Source organism: Azospirillum sp. UENF 111221, assembly GCF_058780625.1.
This window is the reverse complement of sequence record NZ_JBSNCH010000002.1, coordinates 662,192-680,684: the sequence shown is the minus strand read 5'-3', so window position 1 is coordinate 680,684 and position 18,493 is coordinate 662,192. Positions and strand designations below refer to the sequence as shown.

The 18,493-nt window shown below is 68.2% G+C and carries 16 protein-coding genes and 1 pseudogene; 10 read left to right on the top strand and 7 right to left on the bottom strand.

What is annotated here, in order from left to right; translation table 11 throughout:
* Positions 1-81: 81 nt before the first annotated feature.
* Positions 82-1,548, bottom strand: a complete 1,467-nt coding sequence (locus ACWPN3_RS07710; RefSeq protein WP_492261209.1) for an ABC transporter ATP-binding protein — start codon at positions 1,546-1,548, stop codon at positions 82-84.
* Positions 1,491-2,339 (bottom strand): ABC transporter permease, encoded by an 849-nt coding sequence (locus tag ACWPN3_RS07705; protein WP_199237388.1) that lies wholly within the window; start codon positions 2,337-2,339, stop codon positions 1,491-1,493. Before ACWPN3_RS07705 ends, ACWPN3_RS07710 begins: the two co-directional genes overlap by 58 nt.
* Positions 2,340-3,150: 811 nt before the next feature.
* On the opposite strand from ACWPN3_RS07705, the gene ACWPN3_RS07700 reads away from it, so the two are divergent.
* From ACWPN3_RS07700 to ACWPN3_RS07680, 5 genes are all read left to right on the top strand, one after another.
* On the top strand, positions 3,151-3,981 hold the full coding sequence (locus ACWPN3_RS07700) for a sulfotransferase family protein (protein ID WP_109095234.1): 831 nt from the start codon (positions 3,151-3,153) through the stop codon (positions 3,979-3,981).
* Positions 3,971-4,978, top strand: a complete 1,008-nt coding sequence (cysD, locus tag ACWPN3_RS07695) for a sulfate adenylyltransferase subunit CysD (RefSeq protein WP_282188090.1) — start codon at positions 3,971-3,973, stop codon at positions 4,976-4,978. The genes ACWPN3_RS07700 and cysD overlap by 11 nt, the downstream gene beginning before the upstream one ends.
* Positions 4,978-6,912 carry a sulfate adenylyltransferase subunit CysN gene (cysN, locus tag ACWPN3_RS07690; protein ID WP_492243663.1) on the top strand — a complete coding sequence of 645 codons (1,935 nt, stop codon included), beginning with the start codon at positions 4,978-4,980 and terminating at the stop codon, positions 6,910-6,912. Before cysD ends, cysN begins: the two co-directional genes overlap by 1 nt.
* A 126-nt stretch (positions 6,913-7,038) precedes the next feature.
* Positions 7,039-7,281, top strand: coding sequence for a DUF4160 domain-containing protein (locus tag ACWPN3_RS07685; protein WP_492243664.1), 243 nt, complete (start codon positions 7,039-7,041; stop codon positions 7,279-7,281).
* A 12-nt stretch (positions 7,282-7,293) separates the two neighbouring features.
* On the top strand, positions 7,294-7,812 hold the full coding sequence (locus ACWPN3_RS07680; protein ID WP_492243665.1) for a DUF2442 domain-containing protein: 519 nt from the start codon (positions 7,294-7,296) through the stop codon (positions 7,810-7,812).
* A gap of 40 nt (positions 7,813-7,852) precedes the next feature.
* Here the strand turns inward: ACWPN3_RS07680 and ACWPN3_RS07675 are convergent, their stop codons facing one another.
* Together ACWPN3_RS07675 and ACWPN3_RS07670 are read right to left on the bottom strand one after the other, a co-directional pair.
* Complete coding sequence (locus ACWPN3_RS07675; RefSeq protein ID WP_492243666.1) at positions 7,853-9,277, bottom strand: UdgX family uracil-DNA binding protein; 1,425 nt, start codon at positions 9,275-9,277, stop codon at positions 7,853-7,855.
* A gap of 3 nt (positions 9,278-9,280) precedes the next feature.
* A complete protein-coding gene (locus tag ACWPN3_RS07670; RefSeq protein WP_492261208.1) occupies positions 9,281-10,501 on the bottom strand; it encodes a putative DNA modification/repair radical SAM protein in 1,221 nt (406 codons plus the stop codon).
* Between the two features lie 442 nt (positions 10,502-10,943).
* Between ACWPN3_RS07670 and ACWPN3_RS07665 the strand changes: the two genes are divergently transcribed.
* Entirely contained in the window at positions 10,944-11,624 is a 681-nt protein-coding gene (locus tag ACWPN3_RS07665) for a DUF2076 domain-containing protein (RefSeq protein ID WP_492243667.1), read from the top strand.
* 366 nt (positions 11,625-11,990) lie between these two features.
* Here the strand turns inward: ACWPN3_RS07665 and ACWPN3_RS07660 are convergent, their stop codons facing one another.
* Both ACWPN3_RS07660 and ACWPN3_RS07655 read right to left on the bottom strand, forming a co-directional pair.
* Positions 11,991-12,317, bottom strand: a complete 327-nt coding sequence (locus ACWPN3_RS07660) for a UDP binding domain-containing protein (protein WP_492261207.1) — start codon at positions 12,315-12,317, stop codon at positions 11,991-11,993.
* A 193-nt stretch (positions 12,318-12,510) separates the two neighbouring features.
* Positions 12,511-13,329: pseudogene (locus ACWPN3_RS07655) on the bottom strand (nucleotide sugar dehydrogenase); the annotation flags it as partial.
* Between the two features lie 272 nt (positions 13,330-13,601).
* Between ACWPN3_RS07655 and ACWPN3_RS07650 the strand changes: the two are divergent.
* Positions 13,602-14,423: a hypothetical protein gene (locus tag ACWPN3_RS07650; protein WP_492243669.1), complete on the top strand. Its 822-nt coding sequence runs from the start codon at positions 13,602-13,604 to the stop codon at positions 14,421-14,423.
* Positions 14,424-14,448: 25 nt separating this feature from the next.
* Here ACWPN3_RS07650 and ypfJ read toward each other — a convergent pair whose 3' ends face one another.
* The gene (gene ypfJ, locus ACWPN3_RS07645; RefSeq protein ID WP_109095242.1) at positions 14,449-15,366 is read right to left on the bottom strand and encodes a KPN_02809 family neutral zinc metallopeptidase; all 918 of its coding nucleotides are present in this window, start codon (positions 15,364-15,366) and stop codon (positions 14,449-14,451) included.
* A gap of 403 nt (positions 15,367-15,769) precedes the next feature.
* Here ypfJ and ACWPN3_RS07640 point away from each other — a divergent pair, with 403 nt between their 5' ends.
* The 3 genes from ACWPN3_RS07640 (at position 15,770) to ACWPN3_RS07630 (ending at position 18,485) form a co-directional block, all read left to right on the top strand.
* Positions 15,770-15,982 carry a hypothetical protein gene (locus ACWPN3_RS07640; protein ID WP_109095243.1) on the top strand — a complete coding sequence of 71 codons (213 nt, stop codon included), beginning with the start codon at positions 15,770-15,772 and terminating at the stop codon, positions 15,980-15,982.
* Positions 15,983-16,037: 55 nt separating this feature from the next.
* Positions 16,038-16,571, top strand: a complete 534-nt coding sequence (infC, locus tag ACWPN3_RS07635; RefSeq protein WP_081506050.1) for a translation initiation factor IF-3 — start codon at positions 16,038-16,040, stop codon at positions 16,569-16,571.
* Positions 16,572-16,829: 258 nt separating this feature from the next.
* Complete coding sequence (locus tag ACWPN3_RS07630) at positions 16,830-18,485, top strand: PAS domain S-box protein (protein ID WP_492243503.1); 1,656 nt, start codon at positions 16,830-16,832, stop codon at positions 18,483-18,485.
* Positions 18,486-18,493 lie beyond the last annotated feature (8 nt).

Genomic DNA, 18,493 nt, shown 5'->3' with positions numbered 1-18,493 from the left:
CCGGAGCCCGCTTTGCGGCGTCAAACAATGCCTGGAACTGCGGTTTTCCTGCCTCAGTCCGGGGGGATCCGCGCCCTGTCGCTATTTTGTCGCGGGTGCCGTTTGGGAGGTTGCCCGGGGTGCCGCCTGAGGGGATGAGGCCCCCTCCGCCTCCAGCGTGATCGCCAGCATCGGCATCCCGACCAGCCCGCGCACGACGTGGCTGGCATGGACCTTGAAGAACAGCGCGTCCTCGACCCAATGATGCTGGACGTGGTCCTCCTGCGTGCCCTCGGCGAGCGCCACGGTGATGGAGAAGTCGCCGCTGGGCAGGTAGGGCATCTGGAAGCGGAAGCGGGCGGCGAAGTCCTGTCCGGCCGGGATGGTGACGGGGTCGAGCTGGTAGCTGAGGAAGGTGTTGTCGCCGAACAGGTTCTGGCCCAGCTTGTCCTTCACGTAGAAGCCGACGATGGGGCGGTAGACCTGCTGCTCGGCCCGGCAGTCCACCTTCAGCACGATGACCTCGCCGCCCTCCAGCACGCTGAGCGGCTGTTCCTCGGCGTCCAGGATCGAGACGTTGGCGATGGTGGCGCCGCGGTTGCCGAACCAGGGGCCGCTGTCGTTGAAGTCGAACAGCTCGATGGCGTTGCGGAGCTGCGAGCCCTTCAGCAGCTCGGCGCGGGCGTCCTCCACCGGCTCCTCGCGCTTGGCCTGGGGCAGCGCCTGGCGCGCCCCGCCGATGCGGAAGCCGCGCGAGGTGTCCTGGTCGCTGTAGAGCGCCGCCAGATAATCGTGGCAGACTTCCCGTGCCGGGCCGATGGCCCGCACCGACCCGTTGTCCAGCCAGACCACCCGGTCGCAGAGGTTCACCACCTGTCCGGTGTCGTGCGACACGAAGAACAGGGTGCCGCGCTCCTTGAAGCGGTGGATGAAGCGCATGCATTTCTGGGTGAAGGACGCGTCGCCGACCGCCAGGATTTCGTCGACGATCATGATGTCGGCGTCGACATGCGCCGCCACCGCGAAGGCGAGGCGGGCGTACATGCCGCTGGAATAGAGCTTCACCGGCTGTTCGATGAAGTCGCCGATGCCCGCGAACTCGGCGATGGACTCGTAGCGCTGGGCGATCTGTTCGTTCGACAGGCCCAGCACCGAGGCGGCGAGATAGACGTTCTCGCGCCCGGTGAATTCGGGGTTGAAGCCGGCGCCCAGCTCCAGCAGCGCCGCGATGCGCCCGTCCACCGCGATGCGGCCGGAGGTCGGCGTCAGCGTGCCGCAGAGCAGCTGGAGGAAGGTCGACTTGCCCGAGCCGTTGCGGCCGATCAGCCCGACGGTCTCGCCGCGGCGGACCTCCAGGTCGACGCCGCGCAGCGCCCAGTACTCGTCGTAATATTTGCGCCTGCCGCGCACCAGCATCTGCTTCAGCCGGTCCTGCGGGCGCTTGAAGATGGCGTAGGCCTTGCCCAGCCCCTCGGCGCGGATGACGATAGGGGTGTCGGCGGCGGGAGTTCTCAGACGACATCGGCGAACCCCCGGCGGGTCTTCATGAACCAGAGATAGCCGAGCCACGCCACCACCCAGGCGCCCAGCGTCGCCAGACCCCACTCGAGCGGCGACGGGATGCGGCCCCAGAACAGCAGGTCCTTCGACTGCTCCAGGATCGCGGTCATCGGATTGAGGTGCAGGATGGCGCGGAAGCGCTCGGGGATCGCGGTCATCGGATAGAAGATCGGGCTGAGGAACATCAGCACGGTGACGGCCACCCCCACCACCTGCCGCAGGTCGCGCAGGAACACGCCGGCGGCGGCGAAGAACCAGCTGAGCCCCAGCGTGGTCAGGCACAAGGGCACCAGGATCAGCGGCAGCAGCAGCGCCGTCGGCGGCGGCAGCCCGGCCACCATCAGATGGAAGACCACCAGGATGACGAAGCCGATGCCGGCATTGAACAATGCCACCGCCAGCGACACCAGCGGCAGGATCTCCAGCGGGAAGACCACCTTCTTGATGTAGCTGACATTCTCCAGCAGGAGGCCGGGCGCCCGGCTCAGGCATTCGCCCAGCACGTTGAACAGGATCAGGCCGGAGAACAGCAGCAGGGCGAATTCCGTGTTGCTGCCCCCCGTCGCCCCCCAGCGCGCCTGGAACACCACCGAGAAGACGAAGGTGTAGACCGCCAGCATCAGGATCGGGTTCAGCACCGCCCAGACGATGCCCAGCACGGACCCGCGGTACCGGGCGTCGATCTCCCGCCGGGCCAGCCGCAGGATCAGCGACCTGTGATGCCAGGCGGTCTGGAAAAGGGCAAAGGGACCGGCGCCGAAACCCGCTACCGTAGGGTTCCCCGACTGAGAGTTAAACAATTTAGAGTATTCCCCGTCTGCGGCCGACCGACCATAACCCCCGCTCCGGCGGCGTTCAAGCGAAAGCATCGGCCCGGCCGGAGGGGTGGCGGAAGAGCGCGGAAGAGGCGGTCCGGTCCGAAAAAGAGCGGGTGGGGGAACGGACCTTTGGTTTCCCTCGTTTACCCGAAAGATCGGAGAGGTAGTGAAGCGGTCCAGGAATTTTCGTTATCACGAAGGAAAACAATAAAATAAACATTCGAGTAATTCGTGCTGTACGGGCTAGTTCTACAGATAAAGCAGGAGAATGCCGCCCTATGCGTATCAGTAAATGACGAGTACCGATCAAACGTGACTTCTCTATTGTGAAGATAGGGACATGCCTTCTCATGTGGTTTCTACGTAGCCTTTGGTCAAACATTGAGGATTGCATCCGTATATTTGTAAGACCATGGGGTTAGATCCGGATGAGATTTAAAAAAGCTTATCTGGCAGGACCATAACTAGCCTGGAGAGAGGGTGCTTGGCCGATTTTCAGGAAAGACGCACCGATTGCCGGGTTCACGGGAAAAACGGATCGCCCGGAGACAGGGTGACGCAAAAGGAGGCTGTTGTGTTTTGGAATGGAAAGACCCTGGCAGCCGATCACTATGCCACATCGTTAAGACATCATTTCGGTGACGGTGCGGTTCATCGTCTTCAAAAAGAGATCGGGTTCGTCGGGAAACGGCTTCTTCGACTTCCAAGCACAGAAAGATCGGCCTTCTTCGACCCCTGGTTCACCGAGGAGAACGCCCGCCATCTGCGCTCGGTCGCCCGATCCGTCCGCGGGATGACGTCCGATGCGCCGGCCCCGGCCCTGGCGTCCGCCCCCCGCATCGTCTTCCTGCATGGCGTGATGCCGCGCAGCGGCACCAACTATCTCCAGAGCCTGCTGGAGCTGCATCCCGACGTGCTGGTCAATCCCTACGGCATCCGCGAGCTTCCCTTCCTGAACACGCTGGAGGATGCGCGGACCTACGAGGGGCGCTTCCTGCGTCTTTACCGGCGCAACCGGGAGTCGTTCAGCGATCTGGAAACCTTCTGCTACATGGTGAACGGCTTCCTGCGCCGGATCGAAGCCGAGTTCCCGGCCGGCAAGACGGTGGTGATCAAGTCGCCCCACACCCGGATGATGCGCTATTTCCCCTACCTGTTCCCGGCGGAACGCTGCCTGATCGTGCTGCGCGACGGCCGCCGCGCCGTGCAGTCCACCATCGACACCTGGCCGCTGCGCTTCCTGGGCCGGACCTTCGCCGATGTCTGCCGGGAATGGAGCTTCGGCACCGAGGCGGCGCTGGAGGCGCAGAGCCGGATGAGCGCCGACGCCTGCCGGCTGGTCCGTTTCGAGGATGCGGTGGCCGCTCCCGACGGCACGGCCCGCGACCTCATGCGCTTCCTGGATTTGGACGAGGGCCGCTATCCGTTCGAGCGGATCGGCGACCTTCCCATCCTGGGATCGTCCCGCGCCTCGCGCAGCAACGGCGAGGTCAGCTGGACCCCCGTCAGCAAACCCGAAGGCTTCGACCCGTCGAAGCGCCCGATCCAATGGTCGCGCAAGCGTCTGACCGTGTTCGACGCCGTGGCCGGAGACATGCAGAAGAAGGCCGGCTATGCTGCTTGATCCACTGTTCGACACCCGTCCCGCGGCCAGGGATCTCCCCCAGCCCGCTCCCGCTTCCGGTGTTGAGGACGCGCTGCCCGCCATCCTGACCACGCCGGCCCGCCTCACCCACCTGCAAAGGCTGGAGGCGGAGAGCATCCACATCATGCGCGAGGTGGCGGCCCAGTTCCACAAGCCGGTCATGCTCTATTCGGTGGGCAAGGACAGCTCGGTCCTGCTGCATCTGGCGATGAAGGCCTTCTATCCGTCGAAGCCGCCCTTCCCGCTGCTGCATGTCGACACGACCTGGAAATTCCGGGAGATGATCGAGTTCCGCGACCGCATGGCGCAGGATCTCGGGCTGGACCTGACGGTCCACATCAACCGGGACGGCGTGCGGCAGGGCATCGGCCCGGTCAGCCACGGCTCGGCCGTCCACACCGACGTGATGAAGACGCAAGCGCTCAAACAGGCGCTCGACGCCCACGGCTTCGACGCCGCCTTCGGCGGGGCGCGCCGCGACGAGGAGAAGAGCCGCGCCAAGGAGCGCATCTTCTCCTTCCGCACGGCCACCCACCGCTGGGAGCCGAAGAACCAGCGGCCGGAGCTGTGGAACCTCTACCAGGGCCGCATCCACAAGGGCGAAAGCATCCGCGTCTTCCCGCTGTCGAACTGGACCGAGCTGGACATCTGGCAATACATCCACCAGGAGGCCATCCCGGTGGTGCCGCTCTATTTCGCCAAGCCGCGCCCGGTGGTGGAGCGCGACGGCACCCTGATCATGGTCGACGACGACCGGCTGCCGCTGAAGCCCGGCGAGGTGCCGGAGATGGCCTGGGTGCGTTTCCGCACGCTCGGCTGCTATCCGCTGACCGGGGCCGTGCGCAGCACCGCCGCCACCCTGCCCGAGATCATCCGCGAGATGCTGCTGTCCACCGGTTCGGAACGGCAGGGCCGGGTGATCGACCAGGACGCCGCCGCCTCGATGGAAGCGAAGAAGCAGGAAGGCTACTTCTGATGCTGACGGATCTCGACCCCATCGCCACCGCTCCTGCGGATGCCGCCCCCTCCGATGCCGCAAGCGAGGTGCAGGTGTATCTCGCCCGCCAGAACGGCAAGGACCTGCTGCGCTTCATCACCTGCGGCTCGGTGGACGACGGCAAGTCGACGCTGATCGGCCGGCTGCTCTACGACTGCAAATGCCTCTTTGAGGACCAGCTGGCCAGCCTGGAGGCGGATTCGGGCCGCTTCGGCACCACCGGTGCCGGCCAGCTCGACCTCGCTTTGCTGGTCGACGGGCTGGCGGCGGAGCGCGAGCAGGGCATCACCATCGATGTCGCCTACCGCTTCTTCACCACCGAGCGCCGCAAGTTCATCGTCGCCGACACGCCGGGCCACGAGCAGTACACCCGCAACATGGTCACCGGCGCGTCCACCGCCGACGCCGCGGTCCTGCTGGTCGATGCGCGCAAGGGCGTGCTGACCCAGACCCGGCGCCACAGCACCATCGTCTCGCTCCTGGGCGTGCGCCATGTCGTGCTGGCGGTCAACAAGATGGACGCGGTCGGCTGGAGCCGCGAGACCTTCGAGCGGATCGCCGCCGACTACCGCGTCTTCGCCCAGCGCATCGGCATCGACGAGGTCACCTGCATCCCGGTCTCGGCGCTCACCGGCGACAACGTCACCAGCCCGTCGGAGCATATGGGCTGGTACGGCGGCCCCACCCTGCTCGGCCATCTGGAGAGCGTCGACGCCGCGGCGGAGGAAAAGCTCGGCGCCTTCCGCATGGCGGTGCAGTGGGTCAACCGGCCCAACCAGGACTTCCGCGGCTTCTGCGGCACGGTGGCCGGCGGCGCGCTGCGCGTCGGCGACGAGGTCGCCATCCTGCCCGGCGGGCGGACCAGCCGGGTGGCCCGGATCGTCACCATGGACGGCGATCTGGAGACGGCGCAGCCCGGACAGGCGGTCACGCTGGTGCTGGCCGACGAGGTCGATGCCAGCCGCGGCGACATGATCGCCGCCGCCACCGGCCGTCCGGAGGTGGCCGACCAGTTCGCGGCGCATGTGGTGTGGATGGACGAGCAGCCGCTGCTGCCCGGCCGCTCCTACCTGCTGCGCGCCGGCACGGCGACGGTCGGCGCCCAGGTGACCGAGCTGAAGCACGCCATCAACGTCAACACCCAGGAGCATGCCGCCGCCAAGCATCTGGATCTCAACGACGTCGGCTTCTGCAATCTGGCGCTCGACCGGCCGATCCCGTTCGACGCCTATGCCGACAGCCGCGAGACCGGCAGCTTCATCCTGATCGACCGGCTGACCAACGCCACCGCCGGCTGCGGCATGATCCGCTTCGGCTTGCGCCGGGCGTCGAATATCCACCGCCACGCCTCGAAGCTGGACAAGGCGGCGCGGGCCGGCGGGCTGCAGAAGCCCTGCGTGCTGTGGTTCACCGGCCTGTCCGGCTCCGGGAAGTCCAGCGTCGCCGACCGGCTGGAGCAGGAGCTGCACCGTCTCGGCCGCCGCACCATGATCCTCGACGGCGACAATGTCCGCCACGGGCTGAACCGGGATCTGGGCTTCACCGACGAGGACCGGGTGGAGAACATCCGCCGCGTCGCCGAAGTGTCGAAGCTGATGGTGGACGCCGGGCTGATCGTGCTGGTCAGCTTCATCTCCCCCTTCCGCGAGGAGCGCCGGATGGCGCGCTCCCTGGTGGAGGACGGCGAGTTCCTGGAGATCTTCATGGACACGCCGCTGGAGGTCTGCGAGGCCCGCGACCCCAAGGGGCTCTACCGGAAGGCGAGAGCCGGCCAGCTCCCCCACTTCACCGGCATCGACAGCGCCTACGAGCCGCCGGACGCGCCGGAGATCACGTTGAAGGGCGCCGAACAGACCGCCGACGAGATGGTCGCCCAGGTGATCGGGGAGCTGCGGCGGCGCGAGGTGATCTGAGGGGGACGGGTGAGTTTCGCTCCCCCTCGCCCTGCAAGACAGTCTGCTTTCTAAAATCTCCACAAATATTGTATGAGGGAGAACACAAAAAATAGGGTATCTTGAGCCATCGATGGCGGAGCCAACTTGGGCAAGCTGACGACCTTCGGAAAGTTGCGGGTGGTCGTCCTGGGGCGCGACCACAATCCGCCCCACTTCCACGTCAAAGGTCCCGACGTCAATGCTCTGGTCGGTATCGATCCCGTCATCGTCATCCGCGGCAAGCTGCCGTCCGACCTGTGGCCTGAAATCCGGACCTGGGCCGTCATGCACCGTGCCGAACTGGTCGCCGCTTGGAATACCCTCAACCCGCACATCCCCACCGCCTGAAAGGGAGGTTCCATGTCAGAAGGCTTCGTCATCGGGACCGACCCCCGCCCCGTCCCGCTGATCGCTGCGGTCGAGGCCGGCCCCGGAACCATCCTGACTGTCGATTGGGTCGGTGGGGGCGGGGTGTCCGTCGATCTGGCTGGCTGGATCGCCTTGCACAAAATTGACGCTCTGCGCGTGCCCACCATCTTCGCCAAGCCCGAGATCGGTGATGACGGCGACACCGTCCAATGGGCCGGGGACGAGGAGCTGTCGATCGACAGTGTGCACCTGGAGTTGCTGGCCGAACAGCAAGCCGTCTTCGGCGCGGCCGAACTGTCGGAGTGGCAGGACCGGCATGGTCTGTCCAACACCGAGGCGGCCGACCTGTTCGCGCTGCATGTCAACACCTGGATCAACTATCGCACCGGTGTCAGCTCGGTCCCGCGGGCGCTGCTGATCGCCTGCCGCGCCATCGACCGAGACCCCTTGCCTCTGGCCGCTTTCCTGCGTCCCCGCCGCCCCGGTCGCCCGCCGGCGGCGGCTGAGTGAAGCACCATCATTCCGGATAAATTCTCATCGATACAAGCCGTCAACCCACCCCCTCCCGTGCCCGCCGCAGGTCGGCGACGAAGTCGCGATAGGCCTGCTCCGCTCCTTCCCCGGCCGGCAGGCGCAGCAGGTAGGACGGGTGGACGGTGACGAACCCCTCCCAATCGCCGAACCCCATCGGCCCGCGTTCCCGCAGAACCGAGACGCTGCGCCCGCTCAGCGCGAGGGCCGCGGTGGCGCCCAGCGTCACCACCAGGCGCGGGCGGACGAAGGCCAGCTCCTTCATCAGCCACCAGCGGTAATGCTTCACCTCGCCGGCGGTCGGCGACTGGTGCAGGCGGCGCTTGCCGCGGGCGACGAACTTGAAATGCTTCACTGCGTTGGTCAGGTAGGCGGCGCTGCGCTCGATCCCGGCCTCCTCCAGCGCGCGGTCCAACAGCTGGCCGGCCGGGCCGACGAAGGGGCGGCCTTCCAGATCCTCCTGGTCGCCGGGCTGCTCGCCGACGATGGCGATGGCGGCCCCCTCCGGCCCTTCGCCCAGCACCGCCTGCGTCGCCCCCGGCACCAGCGGGTCCGCCGCCCGGATGATGCGGTTCAGCTCGGCCAGCGTCGCCGGTTCCTGCCGGGCCATGGCGGCGACGGCCTTGTCGGGGTTGCGGCGGCGGGGGGCCGCGGCCTCCGCCTCGATCATCGCCTGCACCCGCGCAGGCGCGGAGCGGATCATCGCCGGGATCGCCGCGGCCTCCGGCAAATTGGCCCAGTATTTCCGCGGCATCTCCGCCCGCATCGCCGTCGGGTTCACCCGCGCGGGATTGAAGGTGCTCTCGTAATAGCGCTGCCAGCCTTCGGCGAAGCGGTCGTCGCGGTCGAGCCCCTCCGGCCTCAAAGCCGCCGGCCCGACCGTCAGCGAGCGCCGGTCCCAATGCAGAGATCCCACCGGCGTCAGGATCGTCCAGACCAGGCTCTCGAACCGTTCGACGAAGAAGGGCGCGGTCGCCTCGACGATGAAATGGTCGGGCTCGAACCACGCGACGTAGCGCTCCCCGCCCCGATCTTCGGAGTTGTCCGGATCCCGAACCTCGCGGAAGCGCAGGAAGGCGTGCATCTTGTGCAGGTCGCGCCGCACCGCCTTGTCCAGCAGCGCCAGCCGGTGGATCAGCGGGTCGGCATGATGGTCGAGGATGTCGCGCTCCCCCCGCACCACCCGCCGGACCAGCCGGTGCAGCAGGGCATAACGCTCCGGATCGCGGTGGCAGACCACGCTTTCGATCAGCGCCCCCACCGGGCGCGGCAGCGGAACCGGCGGCGCGTCCGCCGGCAGCGGAGCCGTATCGCCGAACAGCGACGGCGCCGCCCCGCCGCTCCACACCACCGCGTCCGGTTCGACATCGAGCGCGACCAGCCCGCGCAGCGCGCGGCGGAAGCCGTCCAGATCGGCGCCGTCCTTCAACTCCACATGCCGCATGGCTCAACCCCTCAGAACAGGCTGAGCTGCTTGGGCGGCGCCACCAGCCGCTGCCGCAGGTCGGCGCGGTCGGTCAGCCCGCCCGGATGGTGGTCGGCGGCGATCAGGAAGGCGCGCGCCCGCTTCAGTCCCGACGACAGCCGCGCCACATCCTCCAGCCGCAGGGTGGTGTGGCGCCGCGCCTCGACGATCTTGTCGACCGCCCGCGCCCCCAGCCCCGGCACGCGCAGCAGCATCTCGCGGTCGGCGCTGTTCACGTCCACCGGGAAGCGCTCGCGGTTCTTCAGGGCCCAGGCCAGCTTGGGGTCGATGCCCAGAATCCAGCATGCCGCCCTCGCCCCCGGCGGCGATCTCGTCCACGGTGAAGCCGTAATAGCGCAGCAGCCAGTCGGCCTGGTACAGCCGGTTCTCGCGCTGGAGCGGCGGCGGCTTGGCCGGCAGGGCGGAACTCGCCTCCGGGATCGGGCTGAAGGCGGAATAATAGACCCGGCGCAGCCCGTAGCGGCGATAGAGCGTGTCGCTGGTCTCCAGCACCGACAGGTCGGTGGAGGCGTCGGCACCGACGATCATCTGGGTGCTCTGCCCGGCGGGGGAGAAGCGGCGCTTTTCCTCCTTGGCCTCCAGGATGCGTTCGCCGACCTGACCCATCACCGCCTTGATCGAGCTGCCGTCCTTCTCCGGCGCGAACTCCTTCAGGCTGCGGTCTGAGGCCAGTTCGAGGTTGATCGACAGCCGGTCGGCCCACAGCCCGGCCTGCTCGATCAGCCAGGGGCTGGCCTCCGGGATGGTCTTCAGATGGATGTAGCCGGCGAAGCCATGGTCGCGCCGCAGCGTGCGCGCCACCAGCATCAGCTGCTCCATCGTGTGGTCGGGCGAGCGGATGATGCCGGAGGACAGGAACAGCCCTTCGATGCAGTTGCGCTTGTAGAAGCCCAGCGTCAGCTGCACCACCTCGTCGACGCTGAACCGCGCGCGCCGCACGTTGGAGGACCGGCGGTTGATGCAGTAGGCGCAGTCGAACAGGCAGTAGTTGGTCAGCAGGATCTTGAGCAGCGAGACGCAGCGCCCGTCCGGCGTATAGGCGTGGCAGATGCCGGCCCCGGTGGTCGAACCGATGCCGTCCGGCCCGCCCGTCCGCCGCTTCGCTCCCGACGATGCGCAGGAGGCGTCGTATTTCGCCGCATCCGCCAGGATCTCGAGTTTGTCGAGCAGCGCGTCATCCACTGTGATGGCTTCCCTCTTCCTTCCAGATGTTCGCAATATGTTCTTATCTAAGGAAAAGGCAAGCGGGGCGTCTTGAAAGCGGGCCGGAACGGGGCCACGTGCTCTACAACCGGATCCGGGCCCCTCTGGCGACTTAGACGTGGTCGCGATGTCGGATCTCTTCACCTGCTCTTGCGCCGACGGGCGTGACCGCACTTGGAGGGACTGATGCCCTTGCCCCTGAGACAACGCCCCCGGCCTCCGGCATTCCCCGCTCCCGACCTTCCCCGTCGCGCGCCGCCCCTCCGGCGCGCCGCACGGCTTTGCCACCGCTCCGGGTGGGCGGCTTTGCCGCCCTCTGGGCGGCCGGCTCCGTGCGCCTGCGGGGCGCCGGGGCCAGGGCCGAGACCCTGAAATCTTCCCCCGCCTCATTCCCACCCTTTTGATGAAGACGAGCATCGCCATGGACCACACCGAACGCCAGATCATCGACGACCTGTTCGCCAAGCTGCATCAGGCCGAGGCGCAATCCGGCCCGCGCGATCCCGAGGCCGAGGCGCTGATCCGCGAGCGGATCGCCCGCCAGCCGGCCGCCCCCTACCTGATGGCGCAGGCCATCGTGATGATGGAGCAGGCGCTCGCCGCCTCGCAGGGCCGCAACGAGGAGCTGGAGCGCCAGCTGCGCGAGCGTCCCGCCGCCGCTCCCGCCGCCCCGGCCCAGTCCGGCGGCGGCCTGTTCGGCAGCCTGTTCGGCGGCAGCAGCCGTCCCGCTCCGCAGCCGTCATATCCGGCGGCGGCCCCGGCCGCTGCCGCCCCTGCGGCCGCCATGCCGGCCGGCTCGCCCTGGGGCCGTCCGCCCGCCGCTGCCGGTACGCCCGCCTATGGCGACCCGCGCGTCGCCGGCTATGCCCAGCAGCCGCGGGCCGGCGGCGGCTTCATGGCCGGCGCCATGCAGACGGCGGCCGGCGTCGCCGGCGGCATGCTGATCGGCAGCGCGCTCTCCAGCATGTTCTCTGGCGGCGAGGCGGTGGCGGCCGAGGCTGCCGGTGCTGCCACCGATGCGGCCACCGCCGCCACCGACCATGTCGAACAGACGGTCGAGGACAGCGGCTGGGGCGATTTCGGCGGCGAAGAGGAGATGTGAGTCCATCCCTGATGGCGGCGCTCCGTTGAACTGAGCGCCGCCATTAGAGAAATAATTCCTATATAATGGCGTCGGACCCACCGTTGCGGAACCGACGCCATGCCTTCCCCTCTCCCCTTTTCAGGATCGCCTGCGCCAGGGCATGGGAGGGGGATTTTCCCAACCGATGGAACGCTGCCGTCCGGCCTGTTTCACAGCGTTCCATCCGGCCCCGGCGTTGGACCCTTGCCCACCCGGCGGATGGAACGCCGCCGCTTGGCGTGTTTCACGCTGTTCCAGCGGTCTCTCCCGTCGGCCCTGCCGATGGAACGCCGCCGCCCGGCACGTTCCACGCCGTTCCAACCGCCGGCCGTTCCGCCCCGCGCTTCAGGCCTTGACGATGCGGTCGGCGAAGCCCTCGACCGCCCGCATGGCGTTGCGGGTGTCGACCACCAGCGGGCAGTGGGCGGCGAGGCTCTGCCAGTCGATGCCGTCATGGTCGGTGACGATCACCGCCGCGTCGAAGCCTGCGAGCCGCTCCGCCGTCCAGTCCACGGACCTGCGGCCGGCGAGGGCGGCATGCTCGCGGGTGACCGGCAGCACGGGAATGAAGGGGTCGTGGTAGTCGACCGCGGCCCCGCGTTCCAGCAGCATCTCCATCAGCCGCAGCCCCGGCGACTCCCGGCTGTCGTCGACGTTCTTCTTGTAGGCCATGCCGACCAGCAGGATGCGCGACCGGCTGAGCCCGATCCCGGCCTGCCGGTCGAGCGCCAGGGCCAGCCGGTCCACCACATGGCGCGGCATCATCGTGTTGACCTCTCCCGCCAGCTCGATGAAGCGGGTAGAGATTCTGGTATTCGCGGGCCTTCCAGGTCAGGTAGAAGGGGTCGATCGGGATGCAGTGGCCGCCCAGGCCGGGGCCGGGATAGAAGGGCATGAAGCCGAAGGGCTTGGTCTTCGCCGCCTCGATCACCTCCCAGATGTCGATGCCCATCGGTTCAAAAACGATCTTCAGCTCGTTCACCAGGGCGATGTTGACCGAGCGGAAGATGTTCTCAGTCAGCTTGGTCGCCTCCGCCGCCCGCGTGCCCGACACCGGCACCACCTGCGGCACCACCTGTTCGTAGAGCGCCACCGCCAGCTGGCGCGCGCCCTCGTCGTCGCCGCCGACCACCTTGGGGATGGTGCTGGTGGTGAAGCTGATGTTGCCGGGATCCTCGCGCTCGGGCGAATAGGCCAGGAAGAAGTCGCGACCGCTGGCCAGCCCGGTCTCCTCCAGGATCGGCCGCATCACCTCGTCGGTGGTGCCGGGCCAGGTGGTCGATTCCAGGACCACCAGCTGGCCCCGGCGCAGCCGGTCGCGGATCAGCCGGGTGGAGGCCTCGACGAAGCTCAGGTCCGGCTCGCGCTGGGGCGACAGCGGGGTGGGGACGCAGACGATCACGGCGTCGCAGGCGGCGAATGCGTCGGCATCGGTCGTCGCCCGGAACCGCCCGGTCGCCGCCGCCTGGGCGACACGGCCGTCGGCGATCTGTCGGATGTAGGAGCGCCCGCCGTTCAGCGCCGCCGCCTTGGCCGGGTCGATGTCGAAGCCGGTGACCGTGAAGCCGGCCCCGGTCAGCGCCAGGGCCAACGGCAGTCCGACATAGCCGAGCCCGACCACCGCCACCCGCGCGCTGCGGCCGCGATAGGCGCTTTCCAGCGACTGGATGTCGGGTGCCTGCATGTCGGGCTGGGTGTCCGCTGTGCTCATCGTGCCGTTCCGTTCGAAAGGACTGGACCGCCCGGACGGCTGTCCCGCCTGCGGCCGCCGGAATGTGTGACGGGCGGCATGCTTTGCGCAACCCCCCGCTCCGTATTGGTGCCGGGGATCGGAAACTCTGGCGCCGGGACCGTGAAGGGTGCCACCCTCCCCGGACTCCTTGGACTTCCCTCGCCCAGACCCAACCCGCCATGACAGCCCGGCACCCACCTCTCCTTCCGCAAGAGATCGCCCCGGTGGATGACCGCCAGTCGGCGCTGACCGCCCTCCATCTGGGCGGCGACCCGGCGGCCCTCTTCGGCTATTTCATGGCGCTGCGCGAGGAGAGCGACCGGGCGCTCGCCGGCCTGCCACCGGCCGGCGGCAAGCACTATCCCTATGGCCGCTGCGAGGAGATCACCCGCGACCTCTTCGCCCGCCTGTCGCAGCGTCTGGCCCAGCCGGCCGGCCCGGTGGAGCGCGCGCTGCGCGCCTTCGTCGAGGGGGGCGGCGTGCTGCACAGCGTCTGGGGAGTCCTGCGCGGGCAGTATTTCCAGAACGCGCTCCAGATCGGGGCGCTCTATGTCGACGTGTCGAACGACACGGTGGTGGTTACCAAGCCGAAGGTGGAGATCCTGCCGGTCGCGGAGTCCGGCCTGGTGCCGGTGCGCGACCTCGACCATTTCCGGCAGACGGCGGAGCGCTACTGGGGGGCGACGCTCTATGCCAACCATCTGGCGCCGACGCTGGCCCCGCTGCTGCCGGTGCTGTCGGTCAGTCCCGGCCGGCTGGCGCCCGGCCTGCAATCGGCCTGCGACTACATGATCGCGCTGATGTGCCGCGACCGGTTCGAGCAGGCCGAACGCTGGCTGGAGACCGGCCCCGCCCCGCCCGCCGCCCTTGCCGCCGGCTGTCTCGCCGCCATCCCCGCCGACCTGCGCCCGCTGACCGGCCAGCCCCGGCTGGAGGCGGTCGCCGCCTGCCGCCGCGCCCGGGAAGCCGCCTGCTGGGCCGACCCCGACTGGCGCACCGCCCGCGTTCTCGACTATCTGCGGCTCATGCGCGGGCCGGGAGGTTAAGCCTCTTCCCGGCCCTTCACCCCCCTCACAGCCGGTCCGTGCCGAAGGTGTCGCAGGCTTCCAGGCGGCCGCTTTCCAGGCCGGTGCGGAACCAGCGGACGCGCTGGGCGGAGCTGCCGTGGGTGAAGCTGTCGGGGCTGACGGTGCCGCGCGCCTGACGTTGCAGGCGGTCGTCGCCGATGGCACTGGCGGCGGTCAGCGCCTCCTCGACGTCGCCGGGCTCCAGCATCTTGCGGTCGCGGTTGGCGTGGTTGCCCCAGATGCCGGCGAAGCAGTCGGCCTGCAGTTCCAGCCGCACCGACAGGGCGTTGGCCTCGGCCTGGCCGCCCGCCCGCTGCTGGGCCGCCTGCACCTTGTCGGAAATGCCCAGCAGGTTCTGCACATGGTGGCCGACCTCATGGGCGATGACGTAGGCCTGGGCGAAGTCGCCCGGGGCCTGGAAACGGTCGCGCAGCTCGCGGTAGAAGCCGAGGTCGATGTAGAGCTTACGGTCCATCGGGCAGTAGAAGGGCCCCATCGCCGCCTGGGCCCGGCCGCAGCCCGACGCCACCGTGCCGGTGAACAGCACCAGCGTCGGGTCCTGGTACTGGCGCCCCATCTGCTGGAACAGGCCCTGCCAGGTGTCCTCGGTGTCGGCCAGCACGACGGAGACGAAGCGCTTCAGCTCGTCGTCGCCCTGGCTGCGCGGAGCGGCCTCGCCGATCTGGGTGCGGTCTGCGGTGGTCCGGTCTCCCTGCTCGCCGCCGCCCAGCAGCACCGTGGGATCGACCCCCAGCACCATCGAGACCAGCAGCACCACGATGACGCCGCCGACGCCCAGCCCGCCCGCGCCGATGCGGATGCCCCCTCCCCCGAGCCCGCCGCCGCCTAGCCTGCCGCCCAGGCCTCCCTGTCCGCGGCGGTCCTCGACATTCTCGCTTTCCCGTCCGCCCTGCCACCGCATCGCCGCCCTCCTTCGCCCGCCCGTCCCGATCGTCAGGTCCGGTGGAGACGAAACCATCAAGGGCTTCCCACGTTCCCTGCGGGTCCGGCGGTAAGACGGGGAGTTCGGTGCGGAACGGCTTGAAAATCCCACCCCGCTCCCCATCTGGAGACTGGCCGAAGACCGTCTGGGCAGAACCGCTCGGGCTGTGCCGCCCCCCACCTTATCCCGCCCCGGCGGGAGAGAGCCTTCGTGGGGGCGCCGGCCGTTTGGAACATGCCCATGCCGGGGCCTGTTTTACTTTATCGGAGTCTCCTGCGGCGGTGTTGCGCCGCCGCGGCTCCCGTTTCACGACGCCACACACGAACAAGAGCCGGCCGGCACCGAAATCCATCGGTCCGCCCATCCGGCCTGGAGGATTTTCATGACGACCCCGATCGTTTCCGCCCTTTCGCAGACCGCTCGCCATTTTGCCGCCCAGCCCGCGCTTGCGCCGGTCCATCTGGCCTCTACCCGCCTCTCCGCTGGCCAATTCGCCGCAGCTGAAAGCAAAAAGCCCGATTTTCGCTCCAAGCCTGAGCCGTCCGGCTTGACCCGGGGCGAACTGCGGCAGATTGTGCTCGACATCCTGGGCTGATCCTATCGGCCCGGGCTCGTCCCTTTCTACCCATCCACGACTATAGGAGATCACCATAGCCAAGCTCTACGACGCGGACCCCGTCCGCGAAGGCCCGCGCCTCAACCGTGAAATCACCGCCCGTATGGTCCGCCTCGTCGGCGCCGACGGCGAGATGGTCGGCGTGGTGCCGCTCCGCCAAGCGCTGGAAGCCGCCGCGGATGCCGACCTCGACCTCGTCGAAGTGGCGCCCCAGGCGGATCCGCCTGTCTGCAAGATCCTCGATTACGGCAAGTTCCGTTTCGAGGAGCAGAAGAAGGCCAACGAGGCGCGGAAGAAGCAGAAGATCATCGAGCTGAAGGAAATCAAACTTCGGCCGAACATCGACGATCACGATTATGACGTGAAGATGCGTTCCGCCATCCGCTTCATCGAGGAAGGCGACAAGGTCAAGATGACCATGCGCTTCCGCGGTCGCGAGATGGCGCACCAGGATCTCGGTCTGAACGTGCTCGTCCGCGTGCGTGACCAGCTCCAGGACATCGCCAAGGTCGAGCAGATGCCCCGGGTCGAAGGCCGCATGATGGTCATGGTGCTGGCCCCGCGCTGAGCCTGGACCAAAGGGATCTCGCGGGGCGGTTCGCCGCCCCGCCCCTTTCTCGTGCCGGCCGTAAATTCCCCCGCGAATTTCCCTATTATCAAATTTTCCCGCCCTCAAATCGCGCCGGATTAATCCCGGAACATCCCGCGTGATGCGGCGGAATAATACCCGACTATTCGCATTGGGTTATTGACCCCGTCGGTGTCGAACGGGAATCATCGCACTTCCCGTGTCTCACTCCCCCCTGTGTTCCGGAAAGTCGTTGTTATGAAGGACGAACGTGTCGCGCCCGCCTGGGAGCCCATCTCCGGCGAACGGCAGTTCCGCCTGCTGGTCCAGAGCGTGGTCGACTATGCGATCTTCATGCTCGATCCCGCTGGCATCGTCCGCAGCTGGAATGCCGGGGCGGCCCGGATGAAGGGCTATGCCGCCGACGAGATCATCGGCCGGCATTTCTCCAGCTTCTACACGCCGGAGGACCGCGCCGCCGACATGCCGCAGCGCGCGCTCGCCACCGCCCTGTCGGAGGGCAGGTTCGAGGCGGAGGGCTGGCGCCTGCGCAAGGACGGCACCCGCTTCTGGGCCAGCGTCGTCATCGACCCGATCCGTGACGAGACCGGGACCTTGCGCGGCTTCGCCAAGGTCACCCGCGACATCACCGAGCGCCGCAAGGCCCAGCAGGCGCTGGATGAGGCGCGCGAGGCCCTGGCCCAGGCTCAGAAGATGGAGGCGGTCGGCCAGCTGACCGGCGGTGTCGCCCATGACTTCAACAACCTGCTGCAGGCGATCAGCAGCAGCCTGGAGCTGATCGACCAGCGGCTGTCGGTCGGGCGCAGCGACATCGCCCCCTTCACCGCCACCGCCCGCGCCGCGGTGGACCGGGCCGCCACCCTGACCCGGCGCCTGCTGGCCTTCGCCCGGCGCCAGCCGCTGAAGCCGGAGCGCGTCGAGCTGAACGGGCTTGTGGCCGGGCTGTGGGATCTGCTGGGCCGCTCGGTGGGCGAGCAGATCCGGCTGGAGCGGCGGCTGGCGGAGACGCTGTGGCCGGTCCATGCCGACGTGAACCAGATCGAGAGCGCCCTGCTGAATCTGGTGATCAACGCCCGCGACGCCATGCCGGAGGGCGGATGCGTGACGGTGGAGACCGCCAATGCCGCTTTTTCACCGGCCGACCTCGTCAACGATCCCGGGGTGCAGGCCGGCGATTATGCGGTGCTGACCGTGCGCGACAGCGGGACCGGCATGCCGCCCGACGTGCTGGCCCGCGTCTTCGAGCCCTTCTTCACCACCAAGCCGATCGGCCAGGGCACCGGCCTGGGGCTGAGCCAGCTCTACGGTTTCGCCCGCCAGTCCGGGGGCTTCGTCCGCATCGACAGCGCGGTCGGCCGCGGCACCGCGGTGCATCTCCACCTGCCGCGCGATCATGCCGCCGCCGCTTGCACCGGACAGGCGCAGCCCGCCGCCGTGCCGGCGCTGCCGCCCGGCCGGACCGGGCGGGGCACCGTGCTGGTGGTGGAGGACGAGGAGCTGGTCCGCATGCTGCTGGTGGAGGTGCTGGAGAGCGACGGCTACACCACGCTGGAAGCCGCCGACGGCACCTCGGCGCTTGCCCGACTGACAAATGCCCAAGCGGGAACCAAAGACAAAGCCGGGGCAAATCCGCCGGTCGACCTGCTGGTGACCGATGTCGGGCTGCCCGGTCTGAACGGCCGTCAACTGGCGGAGGCGGCGCAGGCGCACTATCCCGATCTGAAGGTCCTGTTCCTGACCGGCTATGCCTTTCAAGCCCTGGACGACAGGCACGGCGACGGCGAGGATGGGCTTGGCCACAACATGCGCATGCTGGTCAAGCCCGTGGCGGTCGACGCCTTCCGCGCCATGGTGCGGAAGCTTCTGTCCGACGGCCCTTCCGACGGCATCTAGGGAGACCT